Raw genomic sequence first — 17,171 nt, 5'->3', positions numbered from 1 at the left:
AACATGATGAATATTCTCTGATGACGGAGGGGTCTTATTTGAATATTCTGTCCCTAGCTCGTAAGTGGTTTGGTCGCCTTCGCTTTAAAAGCAAGGTTATAGCGGTATTTCTCCCGCTGATCATTATTTCTCTGCTCATTCTTGGACTTGTGTCCAACCAACTTTTCAGTCGTTCATTGATAGAGCAAACGACCAGCAACGTAGTTGACGAATCTCAGCTTATCCTGTCCCGGACCGACTACATATTCAGTAGTGTGGAAACGGCGGCCAACATTATGGTCACGAATATTAACCGGATGTATGATTCATACGGTGCTAGACCTGATACTGCCATAGATCGTGTTCAATTTGGTAACCTGATGCAAAGCCGTCTATCTATTGATTTATCAATCTTTCGCGAAGTGGATGCGGCGGTATTTATTGATAATGAAGGGACAATTTTTGCTTCTTATACCGAAAGTGGGGATGATAGTAAAGTCTATAGCATGCTCAAGCGGGTAAGGGAATCCGAAAGTTATGGACAAGCACTCTGGTTTGATATGGAGAAGAGAGATTTCCTAACACCGGATCCCAACTCTCCGGTTTTGACGCTGGGAAAGATGGTCATTAATATAGACACCGGCGAACCCTATGGAACGCTTTTTCTGTTAGTGAAGGAAGAAGGTTTGTCTGATTATTTTCGTTCCAGCGATCCCGATGCGCCCAAATCTTATTATTTTTTAGATAACGAGATGCGTGTGGCTGTGGCAGAAGACAATGGGATGCTGATGAAGCCAGTGAGTTCACAGTTAGCGGAGGCCATCCAAGGCTGTGGATCTGATGTGTCCCCAAAAACATGTTCATTTGAGGATGGTGGCAATCTCGTAACGGTCAATGATTATAACCGAATGGGCTGGAAGCTGGTCAATATTGTTTCTCTTAGCCTGCTTACAGCTGATGTCCGGCAAAATGTAAGGCTTTCACTCTTAATCGGCGTATTTTGTCTTGCTTTTTCCTGGCTCGGTGCTAGCTTCCTGTCCAAAATGGTCGTTAGTCCTCTCGAACAGCTGACTAGAGCCATGCGAAAAGTAGTAGCCGGCGATTTACAATCGGTTGCGATAGTTCGAACAGAAGATGAAATCGGTACCATTGCTGAAGCTTTTAACTTTATGATAAGACGGATTCGGGAATTGCTGGATGAAGTGAGGCAGGAGCAAAACCGCAAGCGTGAATATGAACTCGCACTGATGACGGCTCAAATAAAACCGCATTTTCTGTACAACACTTTAGATACCATTTATGCACTGAATGAGTTGGATCGTAATGATGAGGCTAGAGATACTACGAAGGCGCTGGCAGATTTTTATCGAATGGTGCTAAATAAAGGACGGGAACTCATTATTTTAGAAAAAGAAGCTCAGATTACTGATGATTACCTGACTATTCTGCAAATCCGTTATCCCGATGTGTTCCGCTATGAAGTGGATATCCCTCCAGAGCTTGCGGGTACACCGATCCCGAAACTCTCGCTCCAGCCACTTGTCGAGAATTCGATTTACCATGGTCTTAAGAAGAAAGGAACCAAAGGTTTTATCCGTATTTTCGCTTTTACACAGAACGATAGGGTGATCGTCCGGGTGGAGGACAACGGTGTGGGAATGGACGAAATTCAAGTTCAGAACATTATGTCCAGACATTTACCGAAAGAAGGAATACGATCAATCGGTACCTATAGCGTTCAGCAACGGCTGAGCCTGTATTTTGGCGAGGAGTATGGGATATCCGTGCAGAGTGTTCTCGGAGAGGGAACCATTGTTGACCTGTCGCTACCAACGCAGCCAAAGGGGAGTGTACACCAAGATGTATAAAGTGATGATTGTTGATGATGAGCCGCTGTTTCGAGACTTTCTGCGAATTAAGATAGACTGGGAAAGTCACGGCTTTCGGGTTTGCTGTGAAGCAAGGAACGGGCAGGAAGCACTTCAGGAAGCCGAGCGGCATCAGCCGCACCTTGCCCTCGTTGATATCAATATGCCCTTTATTGACGGAATTGAATTAGCCGAGAGGTTGAAAGTCAAGTTCGAACGAATCGTAATTGTATTCATATCCGGGCATAACGAGTTTGAATATCTACAGAAGGCCGTTCGAACTGGAGTGCAGGATTATTTGCTGAAACCGTTCAATGCAGAAGAAATGCTCTCAATGTTGGAGCGTATTAAAGCGAAATTACCAGTGCTTCCACAGGAGAGTGAAAGTGCAGAGTTAAGGGGACAGGACGGCGAAGTGTTGCATAGCAGAGCAGGTATGCCTGATTTGGGTCATCTACGCGATGCGGTTGTGCTTGACCTCCGAATGAAAGACAGTGAAACGCTAGAGGAAGTCCGCAAGGCAATCCGTCAGCTTAGTAAATATAAATGGGGAGATGAATACGCAGATGCGATGCTTATGGGAATCGTATCTTTAGCCCTTTCCTTTGCCAGTGAACGTGGCATTCCTTATGACCAGCTATGGGAAAACGGAGGAGACAAGTCTCCTTACGAACGGCTGCGAGAGTTAGATTCCTGGGAGGCTGCTGAAGGTTGGATGCTCGCCCTATACCGCAAGCTGATCCTGCTGATGGAGAATATGCGTCCTACGAAGGCTTCCAATTTATTCGCGGCGGCGATCAACTATATTGAGGAACATTATGCAGACGCAGAGTTGTCTGCTGAGCAGGTGTCGTGCGGAGTATTCGTCGATCCCAGCTACCTGCGCCGCGTATTTCGCAAGGAGTCTGGCTTTTCCATAGTGGATCACATTACACACATCCGAATGAAGAAGGCTAAGGAGCTTCTGCTGAAAGGCAATCGGAAGCTGTCAGAAATCGCTGAAAGTGTCGGTTACAGTGACCCCAATTATTTCAGCAAATGTTTCAAGAAACGTTTTGGTATGACACCCACTGAATATGAGCAACTCAAAAAGAGATAGTATCTGCCTTGTGAGGCAGAACACATCAATTTAAGCCTGGCGGTTTTCCTATATGGAGGACCGCTGCTCTATTTGTCCCGTTTTTTACTGATAATACCCGTTTTATTCCTTAAAGAAGAATAGAGGCAGCGGTATACTGTAGTCAAGCAAATGAAAGCGCAATCATCAAAGACTCTTCATGAGGGGGATAAAACAAATGAAAAAAAATCTTAAAATTTGGAGTGCAGCCTTGCTAGTACTCACCATGTCCGTTGGATTGGTTGCTTGTGGCGAAGACAACTCAGCCTCTTCCAATAACGGATCAGGGGACGGAACGATCAAATTGAAGGTGTATGCACAGCATTTCGATGACGATACCATTAAGCCGTTCGATTATGCGGTGGCAGAGCTCAAAAAGAAGATGCCAAACGTAGAAATTGAACTGGATCCTGCCGTGCAGGACGGAGGCCAGAAGCTTAAAACATATGCGGCAACGGGCAACATGCCGGATGTCTATTTAGCGGATTGGTCTGTCCTGCAAACTTTTGCAAAATCGAAAAATGTCGAGGTTCTTGACAACTATGACACAACAGCCGAATTCAAGAAGAGTCTTAACCCGGGAGTTGAATCGCGTTTGGTAGCTCCTGACAATCATGTGTATGCTTACCCTGAAACTGGTATTGAATTCCAAATGATTTATTACAACAAGTCCATTTTTGAGAAGGTAGGAATCAAAACACCGCTTAAGACGATTGATCAGATGGCCGATGCAGCGAAAAAGTTAAAAGCTGCTGGTTATGTACCGATGTCGATCTTTGCAAAGGAAAAATGGATTACGACCGCTTTTTATAACGGACTGGTTACAAGAGAGCAGCCGCGTGGATTTGGAGCACTTGAGGAGAAGGGTGTAAAAGCATTGCCAGAAGCATTCGTAACAGCAGCACAGCAAATGAAGCAACTGCAAAGAGCCGGATTGTTCGATGCCAACGCTACGAACACCAATTATGATCAGGCATCCTCCCTATTTTATCAGGGCAAAGCTGCCATGTTCGTGAATGGACAATGGGAAATTTACAGTTCCCAGGAAAAGCTGGGCGATCAAGTCGACTGGATGTACTGGCCTGCAAAGGATGAAGCAACCTACGAGAAGTCCAAATATTTTATTGACGGCTCAGGTTCTCCGCAAGGTTATGCAGTATCAGCGAATAGCAAAAATAAGGAAACAGCCGTAAAGGTAGCGGCATTCCTTGCCTCGAAGTCAGCAGAGTACAGATACACTCAACTTGGAAGTCCGATAGTTTCAGTGAAAGTAGATAAGCCAATGGCCTCCAATGTTCCAGCAATGATGCAGCGAGTTGTCAAAGAGTTGCTGCCTAATGCGCAGGAATATGCTCAACTTCTGAGCAATACAAAAATTCAGAACACCATTAATGACAATACTCAAAATATGATGGTAGACAACTTTTCTGAAAACGATTTTGTGAGCAATCTGAATAGCACATTGAATAAAGAAAACTGAGAATTCAGGGAATCGGCAACCCTTGGCGGCATAAGGCGCTGGGGGGTGCTGTTCCAAAGATAAGGGGTGGAAGCAAGACATGAATAAATATTTGGGGAACAAACCGGCGCTCGCACTGTTTCTCCTCCCTGCTTTGATACTGTATAGCGTGATTCTAATCTATCCTGTTTTGCAAACCGTTCTTCGCAGCTTTTATGATTGGGATGGTCTTAGTACGCTGACCTTTTCGGGATTGAATAATTACCGAGAATTATTCTCCGATCCTCTACTTGGGACTTCGCTTAAGAACGGATTGATCTTTGCGATTGTACTGGCAGTCTTTCAGATCGGACTGGGAACGATATTGGCACTAATCTGTGCGGACCCACGTACACGCGGGCGGAAAATACTGAAAACGGCTTATTTTATCCCAGTTGTCCTATCGGTAACCGTGGTGTGCCAGCTATGGATTGCAATCTACGATCCAACCAACGGATTAATCAACCGACTGTTTGAACTCTTGAACATCCCGTATCAGCAAAATTGGTTGAGCTCCCCAACAACATCCATTATTGCCATCGCCTTTGTTAATGCCTGGCAGTTTATGGGATACCAATTCTCGTTGTTATATGCGGGAGTTAAGTCAATACCCGAAGACTACTTTGAGGCGGCCACAATTGACGGTTGCAGCAAATGGAAAGCGCATCTGCATGTTACGCTTCCTTTAATGAGGGAAACATACAAATTTTGCTTCATTATCGCGATAACCTCTGGAATAGGGGCGTTTGTGCAGATGCTGATTATGACAAATGGTGGGCCCGGCACTACAAACTACACAATGACATTCATGATTTATCGCTATGCTTTTATGGAGAGCAACTATGGTTATGCGTGTGCTGTATCCGTGCTGCTTGTATTAATCTCGTTATTGGCAACTGTAGTTATCAATAAGCTGTTCGACCGCGGACAAACCGCCTGATGAGGCGTGTATTGAAAAGGAGAACGAAATGAGTAAAACCGCTTTGAGCAAGTTCAGACATGCTGCCCTGCAGATACCACTGTGGTTGTATCTAATTGTTTCGGTCTACCCGTTGTTTTGGATGGTATCCTACTCGTTAAAGAACAACGATGAGATCTTCGTCTCTAACCCATTTGGACTGCCAACGCATTTTCGATACGAAAATTATATTAATGCCTGGACACAATTTAATATTCCCCGTTACTTTCTGAACAGTCTGGTCGTATCAACGATTTCGACTCTGTTTATCCTTTTACTAGCTCTGATGTTTGCCTTCGCAGTGGCTCGTATGAGGTGGAGATTTCGTTCTACTGTCCGGACTTATATGACCATAGGAATGTTTATGCCACTTCAGGTTATCATGATACCGCTGGCGATTCTGGTTCGCGATTTTAATCTAACGAATACGTATGGAGCTCTTATTCTTCCTTATATCGCAATTGGCCTTCCTTTCTCGTCCATGATTTTCTATGGGTTCCTTACAGGAATCCCTAAGGAGATAGAAGAGGCAGCATGCATGGATGGAGCTAATATTTATAGACTGTTCCTGAAAATCATTGTACCCCTTGCATTACCTGCAATTGCAACTGTAGCCATTTTTCAATTTTTGAACAACTGGAATGAGTTCACTTTGGCCTATATTCTCATTTCTGATGAAAATATGAAGACATTGCCGCTAGGCTTGCTTTTCTTCCAAGGTTCTTATAGTACAGATTGGGGAGCCATGGGGGCTGTTATGACTATTGCCTCCTTACCGATGGTACTCGTGTATCTGTTCTTGAGTGAACAAGTGGAGCGGGCGATGACGGTAGGTTCCGCTGTAAAAGGATAAAAATAGACTTGCAAGCAAACTGCCTGGGTTAAGGATCAGAAAAAGATCCTCTAACCCAGGCAGTTTGTTCGATACAGACATCAAACAATAAAATCGATATTTTCCACTATAATAGATAATAATATCCCCTTTTTTTGGGTGGTTTTTCTTTATAATGAAGGCGCACCCATAACAATTAAAGGAGCTGATATGTTTTGACTCGTAACAAACGCTTAAGAAAATGGTCCACGATCCTGTTAACGGTGCCTATGCTCACGATGTTCGCCTCAAGTGCAATGGCCGAGCAGGATATGAACGGGCATAAGCCTCCGAATTCTGCTGGAAGCGGCGTGTTTTACGAAATTTATATCAATTCTTTTTATGATTCGAACGGGGACGGACATGGTGATTTAAAAGGTATTACGCAAAAGCTTGATTACTTAAACGACGGCAATCCCCGTTCGGGTAAGGATTTGCAGGTCAGCGGCCTCTGGCTCATGCCACTGAATCCGTCTCCAAGCTACCATAAATATGATGTAACTGACTACTATCAAGTGGACCCGCAGTACGGGAATCTGAATGATTTCCGCACCTTGACGAAAGAAGCAAAAAGAAAAGGTGTCAAGGTGATCATTGACCTTGTTATCAATCATTCAAGTAGCGAGCACCCTTGGTTCAAGGAGGCTAGTGCCAACCCGCAAAGCAAATACCATGACTATTACGTATGGGCTGATGAGAATACAAACCTGGATGAAAAGGGATCATGGGGCCAGCAGGTATGGCATAAGAATCCGAATGGCGAAGGGTATTTTTACGGTACCTTCTGGTCCGGGATGCCGGATCTGAATTTTGATAATCCCGAAGTCCGCAAGGAAATGATCAAAGTCGGTAAGTATTGGCTACAGCAAGGTGCAGACGGCTTCCGGCTTGATGCGGCGATGCATATTTTTAAAGGGCAAACGAAGGACGGTGCCGATAAAAACATTGCGTGGTGGAATGAATTCCGTTCCGAGATGGAAAAGATAAATCCAAACGTATATCTGGCAGGAGAGGTATGGGATAAACCGGAGACAATAGCTCCTTATTACGAATCGCTCCACTCTCTGTTTAATTTTGACCTGGGCGGAACGATATTGAACTCTGTGAAAAACGGTCGAGATCAAGGTATTGCTACATTCTCCGAGAAAACGCTGAAGCTGTACAAATCATACAATAAGGCGGCACTCGATGCTCCATTTTTAAGCAATCATGACCAAACCCGAGTTATGAGCGAGCTGGGCGGGGATGTACGAAAAGCCAAGCTGGCTGCATCCATTCTTTTGACGTTGCCGGGTCAGCCGTTTCTCTATTATGGGGAAGAGATCGGCATGAAGGGAGAGAAGCCCGATGAGTATCTTCGAGAGCCTATGCGCTGGTACAAGGGAGAAGGCCTCGGTCAAACAAAGTGGGAGGAACCCAAATACAACAAAGGCGAAGTATCGGTGGAAGCGCAGTTGCGGGACAATGATTCTCTGCTGGAAAGCTACCGCACGCTTATCCGTCTGAGGGAAGAACATGAGGCTCTTCGCAGCGACAGTCTAGAGCCGATCCAAGCAGGTTCTGCCAGCGTGACGGCATACAAACGTTCTTCAGGCAAAGAAACATTGTATGTATATCATAATCTGTCAGGAGAGCCGGTTACCATCCAGATGAAAGATCGAGATAAGGAAAAGCGGAAAGTGGTTTTCTCTACCTCAAAGGATGCTAAAGTAAGGAAAGAAACGGTGACGATTCCCGCTTACAGTTCTTTAATTACCCAAGAAGATAGAAAGAGCTGAGCTACGCAAACTTACAGCCACAATAAGCATGGATATTTATTGGTAAATACATGTGGGGGGTGTGAAGAACACCCCTCTTGTAAAACTGTAATATATACTCAAATATAAGCTCGTAAGGAGGATGCAACCTGATCTGTTCCACTCATCAAAAGCGTATAGTTGCTGTGATGAATTCGTTACCGGTAAAGCAAAAGTATTCTAAATACGAATTGCTGATTAATGATTTCAAATTAAAGTCTTCGGGAGACGTTGAAATGTTCTATTCCCCGCATAATGAATATATCAATTCTTCCGCGAAAGTAATGCTAGTTGGTATTACACCCGGTTGGCAGCAGATGGAAATTGCCTTTCGAACTGCCATAGTAACTTTGAAGGATCAACAGTCATATGAGGAAGCTTGTAAAAAAGCCAAATTTGCAGCAAGGATGGCCGGTTCCATGCGAGACAACTTAATAAATATGCTTCAAGAAATAGGATTGCATGATTTTTTGAAAGTGTCGCATGTACGTAAACTATTTGATTCAGATTGCTCGTTGTTACATACAACTTCCTTAATTCGTTTTCCAGTCTTCGTAAATAAAGAGAATTACAATGGACATCAACCTTCCATGATTAATCATGCTTTTTTGTATGGGTCAGTGCTTGAGTCTTTTCTTCCTGAATTAGAATGTTTGGATTATCCACTTATTATTCCATTAGGAAAGTCAGTCGAGACCGTTCTTCGTCGCTTGCTTGATGAACAGAAAATTCAAGAAAAGAAAATTCTGTGGGGGTTCCCTCACCCGTCTGGTGCTAATGGTCATCGAATAAAACAGTTTCAAAATTCAAAGAAGTCAATGCAGGAAATCTTGAGTGAGTATTTATCCAATACTGAATCCCCTAGATCTTAATATCCCCCTTTTTTTGGGGAAAGATTTCCTTTATAATGAAAGCGTATGCAATAACATCTTACGGATGACCTGCATGGCAGTAACCGATTTACAATTGAATTCGATCCGTGAGCAACCGTTTGATAGGTGGTGGCTCAATTTAGGAGTGGAAGGAAAATGAAAATGGACAATCGGAAATACAATGTAGTTATTATTGGTTATGGAGGTATGGGAAGCTACCATGTTCAATTAATTGAACCTATTGAGCAGCTTGCCATTGGCGGTGTATATGATATTGTCGATTATCGGATGGAATTGGCTGCAGCAGCCGGCTATAAAACCTATGCCAGTCTAGATGCCGTTCTCGGCGATCAGGACGTAGATATTGTATTAATAGCAACGCCTAATGACGTTCATAAAGAAATTGCGATCCAAGCATTGCAAGCTGGCAAACATGTTATTTGTGAAAAGCCCGTTACGATCACGAGCGCAGATTTCTTAGATATTGTCGAGGTGGCCAAGCAAGAAAATCGTCTGTTTACAGTACATCAGAATCGCAGATGGGATGAAGACTTCCGTATTGTCAAAGATATAATCAGTAAGAAGACTGTTGGCGATCTTTTCCATCTGGAATCGCGGGTTCAGGGAGCTAACGGCATTCCAGGCGATTGGCGGCAATTGAAGGCGTATGGTGGAGGAATGCTGCTGGATTGGGGAGTGCATCTGTTGGATCAGCTACTTCAGATTACGGACAGTCAAATCGAAAGCGTGACCGCTACCTTAAGTTATATTTTGGGGACAGAAGTGGATGACGGCTTTAGTAGCTTCATTGAGTTTAAGGACGGTCTTACAGCGGTCATTGAAGTAGGTACAACGAATTACGTAAAGTTGCCGCGTTGGTATGTTAAAGGAACCGAAGGAACCGCAGTGATCAAGGATTGGGATCTGAGCGGAGAGATTGTCACTCGGAATCCAGATGTCGCTCACGTGGAACCCAAACCGATTCAAGCAGGTCAAGGGTTGACGAAAACGATGGCACCTCCGTCTGAGGAATCCACCCTTAAGTTCCCGATTGAGAAAATACCTGCTGCTGCAGAAAGCTTTTACGAAAATTTTGTCTCCACCATTGAAGGAAAAGCCGAGCTTGCGATCAAAAGCGAAGAAGTGCACCGTGTACTGGTGCTGATTGAGACGATTTTTGAGGCGGCAGCGAACAAAAGCGTGATTCGAAGAGATATTTAACGAATTGTAAACAAATCTAACCCCCATTGTCCTCATATTGAGGATAATGGGGGTTATTGTTTTAACTTTCAATCTGTTCTGAATATGGCTAGAAGCGATTTAATCTATTTTTAAACTTCAACAGCTTCAGGTCTTTTCACTTGAAGGGGAGGAGGCACCAGCCATCCTTTTTCTTTAGTCATTTGAAGAATCTTAACTCCTAAAGCTGTTTTGGTAGCATGATATTTTGCAAACAAGGCCCCTATATCCTCTCTAATGGATTGCCCCATCACTTGACTACAAGCCACCAGTCCCAATGAGGTATCAGACGCAATTTTAGCAGCAATCTCCGGGTCAGTAAAGCGCGCACCAACAGGAATATCTTCAAGTTTCACTGGAGGTCTTTCTGGTAAGACTGGCGCTGGAGCAATCCCATTATCAGTAAGGAGTGTATCACACTCTTTAATTTCAAGTTTCGCTTGATCAATGAGTGCATCCAATATTTTTTTCAAATCCTTATCTCCTGCATGATTCAGGAATGCTTGGTAGAAAGACAGAGCTCCTTTTGCGGCCAATGAAAATTGCCAAACACCGGAAATTTCACCATAGTGCATTGGTTCATCTTTTGGATTTCCACTTAATATTCCCATCATAACCGCTCCTTTAATATTTTTTACACCGATCTTATAGTTCCAATTAATGATTAAAAGTATCCAAATAAATTTGTAAATACACAATGGAATAAGGAGCAGTTTTTTGGAGAAATTATATGCATCACACTTTCAGGGAGGATTCCTTTTTATGAAAAAACAAATAGTCACTGCTGTAGCTTCCATGTTCTTCTTTGCAGCTTTAGTCGTTCCTTCATCAGCACAAAGTGCAAATGTAGATGTGGCCAATGACACAGCTAATAATGCTTATCACAACAACAATTCAACCTACAACGCTAACAGTGTACGAGCAAACGCCGTAGATAATGACAACGATATGGATTGGGGATGGATTGGCTTACTTGGGTTACTGGGACTGGCTGGAATGCGCAAAAGAGTATCTGACCATAAATAATTAGTAAACTACAATGGGTTTCAAAACAAAAACACCTTCAGGAGAATGCTTCCATTTCTAAATATGGAGGCCGATTTTGAAAGGTGTTTTTGTGTTGACCACTTAAGTCACTGCTTCAGAAAGGATTTTTTATAACCTCTATCTGTTCTTAAGGGTTTTGACCATTTCCAGTAACCCTGATAGAATTAATTATTCCCTATAATGACTTCTATAATATGTGTTATTTATACTTTAGAATAGAACGGGTGAGTCGAAATGCATAACAACAATACTATCGAACTTTTAAATATTTGGCTGTCCCTTACTAAACTCCAATCGAACATAAACGATGAATTGGAACATGCACTTCAAGAAAACTATAGTTTATCCTTAAATGAATTTTTGGTTCTGTATTTCTTATCTCAAACCGAGGAAAAGAAATTAAGATTACAGCATTTACAAGAGATGGTTGGGTTAAGCCAAAGTGCATTATCTAGACTGGTAGTCAGAATGGAAGCAAAAAGCTGCGGAGCTTTGCAAAGACATATATGTGAAGATGATCGTCGGGGAATCTATACAAGCATGACCGATTTTGGGGAAAAGAAGTTTGACAGAGCGCTCGAAACCTTCAACCAAATTTTGGAGTCGGCTCTTTCAAAAGATGAGTTGAAGCAAAAATTACAATCACTCATTGAAAAAATATAATTCTTTCATTTAAAATTAAAACTTAATACGAAATTTAATGTCTGAATAGAGTAAAATTTAACCCTAGGTCTAGAGAATACAATCTCTGGGCCTTTATTTACGTAAATGCATAGTTTAAACGGTAGTTGACAAATAAAAAATGCATGCTGTATTATATGCATGTGCATGCATATAATATGTTTACTATAAAACCTAGAAAGGGGTCTTTCTTAATGAAAGATTTATTTAGTCCTTATAAATTTAAAGACTTGGAATTAAAGAACCGGGTCGTCATGCCTCCAATGTGTCAATATTCTGTTGACAAGAAAGATGGTATAGCTACTGATTGGCATTTTATGCACTATGTAAGTCGTGCCATTGGTGGAACTGGATTCATTATAGTTGAAATGACTGATGTAGAACCAGATGGACGTATTTCTGACTTTGACCTGGGATTGTGGTCTGATGAGCAAATTCCTGCATTGAAAAGAATTGTAGATGCCTGCCATAGTTATGGAGCAAAAGTAGGTATTCAAATTGCTCATGCTGGACGTAAAGCAGAAGATGCTGAAGTGCCTGTTGCTCCGTCCGCTATTCCATTTGATGAGAAATCTACATTACCTAGAGCACTTTCAACACAAGAAGTTAAAGAAATGGTGGAGAAGTTCCGCGGCGCTGTAGCACGTGCTGTGAAGGCCGGATTTGATGCCATTGAAATACATGGAGCTCACGGATATTTAATCCATCAATTTCATTCGCCTCTTACCAACCAAAGAGATGATGAATACGGGAAAGATCTCCTGAAATTTGGTCGAGAAGTTATTCAGGCAGCCAAGGCAGAGATGCCGGAAGACATGCCGCTTATCATGCGCATTTCCGCTAAAGAATACGTAGAAGGCGGATACGATATTCAAGATAGCATTTCTTTTGCCAAAGAATATCAACAAGCAGGAGTAGATATTTTTGATATTTCTTCAGGCGGTGAAGGACCTATCGCTGCGTGGGGTAGACCAGGTAGTCACGCAGCATACCAGGTGCCGCTTGCTCGAGAAATCAGACAAGCACTTGAAGTTCCGGTCATTGCAGTCGGAAGACTCGATGATCCGATCCTGGCTAATGCTGTAGTAGGAAATGAGGACGCAGATCTTGTGGCTGTCGGGAGAGGAATGTTAAGAAATCCTTACTGGGCTCTTGAGGCCGCAACAAACTTGAAAAAAGAGACAACGATCCCGAAACAGTATACTACAGGTTTTTAGATACAAAACCTTCCTATTCTGCCAGGTGTTATGAATATAGGATACTTTAACATAGTAATTTAACATACACGTTGATACACCCTGGTGTTCTTAAAAATAAACTTGGAAGTAGAAATGACTCAAAAGCAACCGGTATGCCGGTTGCTTTTTTATTTATGGTGGTCAAACATTCAGTAAGCATATATTAACAAAATTCACTATACTGGAATGATCAGAGAGTGCAATTAGTAAGTAAAATGGAAGTAATAAAGGAGGTCTCTATGTATGAAGAAGTCTCATACTTCTGACCATATTAAAATTCCACCAGGATTTTGGACAGGTTTGTATCAATTAGGAATTTCCGCTCACGACGTAGCTTGTAAAGCAAGACTGCCGCTCACCATTATTCATGAGCCCGTAGTCACAAGCGTACAATATCTCGCGATCTGGCAGGCATATTCCGATCTCATTGGTGACACTGCAAAAGGAATCGTTAAGCTTGCAACTGTCTTTGAGACAGCGAAGTACCCACCGACCGTCTTAGCGACTTACCACGCTCGTGACTACCGCGACGCTCTAAACCGAATGGCTCGGTACAAACAACTATGTCCTCCCGAAACCTTACGTGTGACTGAGGAGGGGGAGCACTGTACCATAGAACTGGAATGGCTATATACCAAACAGCCCGGTCCACCGATGCTGACGGGTATTACACTTGCATGTCTTCTGGAGCTTGGGCGCCGAGGCACTGGTCAACCTTTGACGGCGCAGCTCGTAGAATTTTCGCAATCCATGGGAGATGTGCAGGCTCTTGAAGCTTATTTTGGGTGTAGTGTCCAGGTTGGTGCAAAATGTAATCGATTGACGTTATATCGAAGAGATTTGGACCGAACTTTTGTCTCATACAACCAAGAGTTGTTAGAGATTCTCACACCCGCTCTGGACCGGTCGCTGGATGAACAGTGCAGCCGCTCAATTACTGAGGCGGTCAAATGGATTATAAAACGTAGCCTCACCAGAGGACGCCCCGACATTCAGGCTGTGGCGAAGGAGCTCAGAATGAGCGATCGTACCTTGCAGCGCCGGCTTACTGACGACAATACGAGCTTTAAACAACTGTTAACACAAGCTAGACATGAGCAGGCACTAGAATACTTGGCAGATCCCTCGCTTGATATAAAAGAAGTGGCCTTTTTGATTGGATATGAAGACCAGAACTCATTTTACCGCGCTTTTCGTCTTTGGGAAGGGAATACTCCTTCAAATTGGCGCACTACACATTTAGATACCAACTCGATATCAAAAGAACCGCTAGGAAGATCGACTATCTATTAATAGTTTCCCAACTCCATTCATTCTACAGAGAGCTTGTAATTACTGACCTTATTCATCTGGCGTGTTAAACAAGAACTTTGGCGCAATATGCTAGTTACTGAGCATTGCTGCCCAAGGTAATATAATCAGATACCAGAGCTTAAGGTTGTTTTAAAATAAGCTAAGAATTCGCTTGCCAGCAAAGATAAACGAATGAGAGGGAGGAAAGTATTATGGATATGGGATTAAACAATAAAACAGCTTTAGTTACAGGGTCTACGAAAGGTATAGGTAAAGCAATAGCCATTGAGCTTGCCAAAGAAGGTGTGAATGTACTTATTAATGGACGGAATAATGAAGAGGTAGAACAAACTGTAAATGAAATAAAATCAAATTTTCCAACGACCTTTCCTCAAAATGCTACAGCCGATATTGTGGATCTGGAGCAGAGGGAGGTTTTGTTTGAAAAATACCCCAATATCGATATCTTAGTGAATAATATGGGGATTTATGAAATTATGCAATATGAAGACGTTGACGATGAAGTATGGGAAAAATATTTCCGTACTAATGTTCTTGCTGCAAACGGATTATCGAAATTTTATTTACCTAAAATGTTGAAAAACAATTATGGCCGTATTATTTTTATTGCGAGTGAAGAAGCAATCATGCCTTCAGGGCAAATGCCACAGTATTGTATGACCAAATCGATGCTGTTATCACTGTCAAAAAGCTTATCTAAATTAACAATAGGAGCAGAAGTTACAGTCAATACGATTATGCCAGGACCAACGCTTTCTGAAAATGTACACCAAATTATTGAGGGTATTTATGCCAATGAAGGTATGACTTTTTTAGAAAAAGAGAAACAATTTATGGCTGTAAATCTGCCTCAATCCGAAATACAACGATTTATTAGACCTATAGAAATAGGTAGAATAGCTACATTTGTATGTAGTCCTTATGCAGCCGCATTTAAGGGCTCTCCAATCCGTATAGATGGGGGAATGGTGCCAACTATTTTTTAATATTTTTACTGCGAACAGGGCTTCACTGCGTTTTACCGTAATGCATCAAGCATACCATCGAGCGCAAATGACTGTCCTGATGAGAGAAGCTAATTTACCTTTGCATAAAGGGATTTGAGAGCTGGATTAGGGCTGTGAACTGGAATTATTGTCACTTACCCATCGCTACCAAAAACAGCCGATCGCTCGGCTGTTTTTTAACTAAACTCCTTTCTCTTTCGTTGAAAAATTAACGTTAAATAAAGAGTAGAGGGGTTTATTTGAAGAAACGGTGAACCTATGACTCTCGCAATTGTCCTGACTCCCGGCGTCGTCGACTCATGAATACCAAAGTCAATGCAATTACCGTAAGGACAATCCCAAGCACTTGAAATCCCTCGAAGCTGAACTTACCTCCCATTACGATACCTATCAACAATGAAGAGAAAATGGTTCCCAGATATCTTGATGTATTAAACAATCCGGATGCTACACCGATTATTTCTTTTGGAGAACTTTGGAACAAGGCAGCTTGCATACCTACATTGTTCAGTCCGTTGCTAATACCGAATGCAGCCAAAGCCAAACACACGCTGATCACCGGAGAAGTTGGATTTAATGTTACAAGCCACACAGATCCCAATGTCATCAGGATTGCGGATACCAGTAATGCCGGTCTGGGTCCTGATTTATCAATCCATCGTCCTGCTATTGGAGAAGCAGCTAGCGAGCACAAGCCTAAGCTTAGCATGAGAATCCCTGTTTGGAACTCGCTTACATGCCTTACCACTTGCAAGTAGGACGGAAGCCCGAAAAAAAGCGAGTAATAGAGTACGTTAACGAACATGAATTCGACATTAACCCAAGTCAACGCAGGATATTTGGCGAACGTGCGTAAAGGAATAAAGGGTGACGTCGCTTTTAACTCATATCGTACGAATGCCCCCAGCGCAGCGAGGCCTATTAACCCGACAATGACGTTTTCTAACGAGATATGCCCAGATGATTTTGCCGAGAGTAATCCAACGAGCAAGGCAACCAGCCCTAATGTGAAGAGCAGGATTCCTCTTGCATCAATTAAATCAAACCATTTACGAAAGGACATGTTGCGTGCAACGGATGTTGGTGATTCGTCCTTAGGAATAGTCCTCCAAGCCAATAGAAAGCTGGCTACCACAAACGGAATATTGATGAAAAAGATGGCAGGCCAATTCCACCAATGAATCAAAACCCCGCCAATAAAGGGTCCAATTGCTGCCGCTCCTGATAGGAAAATGGACAAAACAGACAGCGCAGTCGCTTGTTTCTCTGTAATATGGATTCGAACAATGGCCATTCCAACCCCAACCATCATGCTTGTTCCGATGGATTGCACAATGCGGAACACGATGAGCGATCCAAAGTTTGGTGACAATGGGGCTAGTAATGATGCAATGAATGATACAACAAGACCTGTAAGAAATATCTTTCTACGACCGAATAAATCGCTGGCTTTGCCCATGACAGGTTGAGCGATGCTGCTTGCAATGTAGAAAGAAAAAATAATCCAGGAAACACCTGTAAAGTCAAGGCGAAATACCTTTTGCAGACTTGGAATCGCAACAGAAACCATCGAAGAATTTAATGGATTCAATAGTATCCCTAGACCAACTGAAATCATTAACCACCAGCTGCGAACACTCATTTCTGGTCCCCCTATAGCGAATTAATGTCATCGTACTCGAAATC

At 42.7% G+C, this 17,171-nt stretch carries 16 protein-coding genes; 14 read left to right on the top strand and 2 right to left on the bottom strand.

What is annotated here, in order from left to right; all coding sequences use genetic code 11:
- Positions 1 to 38: 38 nt before the first annotated feature.
- From G9G57_RS15545 to G9G57_RS15510, 8 genes are all read left to right on the top strand, one after another.
- Positions 39 to 1,847, top strand: coding sequence for a cache domain-containing sensor histidine kinase (locus G9G57_RS15545; RefSeq protein WP_031463512.1), 1,809 nt, complete (start codon positions 39 to 41; stop codon positions 1,845 to 1,847).
- Positions 1,840 to 2,946 (top strand): response regulator transcription factor, encoded by a 1,107-nt coding sequence (locus G9G57_RS15540; protein WP_016818756.1) that lies wholly within the window; start codon positions 1,840 to 1,842, stop codon positions 2,944 to 2,946. The genes G9G57_RS15545 and G9G57_RS15540 overlap by 8 nt, the downstream gene beginning before the upstream one ends.
- 196 nt (positions 2,947 to 3,142) lie before the next feature.
- Positions 3,143 to 4,444, top strand: a complete 1,302-nt coding sequence (locus G9G57_RS15535) for an ABC transporter substrate-binding protein (protein WP_019687230.1) — start codon at positions 3,143 to 3,145, stop codon at positions 4,442 to 4,444.
- 79 nt (positions 4,445 to 4,523) lie between these two features.
- Positions 4,524 to 5,402: a carbohydrate ABC transporter permease gene (locus tag G9G57_RS15530; protein ID WP_016818758.1), complete on the top strand. Its 879-nt coding sequence runs from the start codon at positions 4,524 to 4,526 to the stop codon at positions 5,400 to 5,402.
- A 28-nt stretch (positions 5,403 to 5,430) separates the two neighbouring features.
- Complete coding sequence (locus G9G57_RS15525) at positions 5,431 to 6,273, top strand: carbohydrate ABC transporter permease (protein WP_013371135.1); 843 nt, start codon at positions 5,431 to 5,433, stop codon at positions 6,271 to 6,273.
- Positions 6,274 to 6,467: 194 nt separating this feature from the next.
- A complete protein-coding gene (locus G9G57_RS15520) occupies positions 6,468 to 8,069 on the top strand; it encodes an alpha-amylase family glycosyl hydrolase (protein WP_044787918.1) in 1,602 nt (533 codons plus the stop codon).
- Between the two features lie 254 nt (positions 8,070 to 8,323).
- Positions 8,324 to 8,959 (top strand): hypothetical protein, encoded by a 636-nt coding sequence (locus G9G57_RS15515; protein ID WP_151256098.1) that lies wholly within the window; start codon positions 8,324 to 8,326, stop codon positions 8,957 to 8,959.
- Positions 8,960 to 9,115: 156 nt separating this feature from the next.
- Positions 9,116 to 10,180: a Gfo/Idh/MocA family oxidoreductase gene (locus G9G57_RS15510; RefSeq protein ID WP_044787916.1), complete on the top strand. Its 1,065-nt coding sequence runs from the start codon at positions 9,116 to 9,118 to the stop codon at positions 10,178 to 10,180.
- A gap of 110 nt (positions 10,181 to 10,290) precedes the next feature.
- Here G9G57_RS15510 and G9G57_RS15505 read toward each other — a convergent pair whose 3' ends face one another.
- Positions 10,291 to 10,809: a DUF3231 family protein gene (locus G9G57_RS15505; protein WP_044787915.1), complete on the bottom strand. Its 519-nt coding sequence runs from the start codon at positions 10,807 to 10,809 to the stop codon at positions 10,291 to 10,293.
- A 151-nt stretch (positions 10,810 to 10,960) separates the two neighbouring features.
- Between G9G57_RS15505 and G9G57_RS15500 the strand changes: the two genes are divergently transcribed.
- The 6 genes from G9G57_RS15500 to G9G57_RS26420 all read left to right on the top strand — a co-directional run bounded on the left by G9G57_RS15500 (position 10,961) and on the right by G9G57_RS26420 (position 15,582).
- Positions 10,961 to 11,224 carry a WGxxGxxG family protein gene (locus G9G57_RS15500; protein ID WP_016818763.1) on the top strand — a complete coding sequence of 88 codons (264 nt, stop codon included), beginning with the start codon at positions 10,961 to 10,963 and terminating at the stop codon, positions 11,222 to 11,224.
- 255 nt (positions 11,225 to 11,479) lie between these two features.
- Positions 11,480 to 11,908 carry a MarR family winged helix-turn-helix transcriptional regulator gene (locus G9G57_RS15495; protein ID WP_016818764.1) on the top strand — a complete coding sequence of 143 codons (429 nt, stop codon included), beginning with the start codon at positions 11,480 to 11,482 and terminating at the stop codon, positions 11,906 to 11,908.
- 212 nt (positions 11,909 to 12,120) lie between these two features.
- Positions 12,121 to 13,143: an NADH:flavin oxidoreductase/NADH oxidase gene (locus tag G9G57_RS15490; RefSeq protein WP_044787913.1), complete on the top strand. Its 1,023-nt coding sequence runs from the start codon at positions 12,121 to 12,123 to the stop codon at positions 13,141 to 13,143.
- Between the two features lie 264 nt (positions 13,144 to 13,407).
- A complete protein-coding gene (locus G9G57_RS15485; RefSeq protein WP_016818766.1) occupies positions 13,408 to 14,457 on the top strand; it encodes an AraC family transcriptional regulator in 1,050 nt (349 codons plus the stop codon).
- Positions 14,458 to 14,669: 212 nt separating this feature from the next.
- Positions 14,670 to 15,464, top strand: a complete 795-nt coding sequence (locus tag G9G57_RS15480; RefSeq protein WP_016818767.1) for an SDR family NAD(P)-dependent oxidoreductase — start codon at positions 14,670 to 14,672, stop codon at positions 15,462 to 15,464.
- Positions 15,436 to 15,582, top strand: a complete 147-nt coding sequence (locus tag G9G57_RS26420) for a DinB family protein (RefSeq protein ID WP_158442527.1) — start codon at positions 15,436 to 15,438, stop codon at positions 15,580 to 15,582. Before G9G57_RS15480 ends, G9G57_RS26420 begins: the two co-directional genes overlap by 29 nt.
- A gap of 159 nt (positions 15,583 to 15,741) precedes the next feature.
- Here G9G57_RS26420 and G9G57_RS15470 read toward each other — a convergent pair whose 3' ends face one another.
- Complete coding sequence (locus tag G9G57_RS15470) at positions 15,742 to 17,127, bottom strand: MFS transporter (protein ID WP_103042410.1); 1,386 nt, start codon at positions 17,125 to 17,127, stop codon at positions 15,742 to 15,744.
- Between the last annotated feature and the right edge of the window lie 44 nt (positions 17,128 to 17,171).

It is taken from the genome of Paenibacillus sp. EKM211P, assembly GCF_011066175.1.
Taxonomy (GTDB): Bacteria; Bacillota; Bacilli; order Paenibacillales; family Paenibacillaceae; genus Paenibacillus; species Paenibacillus polymyxa.
The sequence above is the reverse complement of the archived record's forward strand: the minus strand, read 5'-3'. Positions and strand labels throughout refer to the sequence as shown.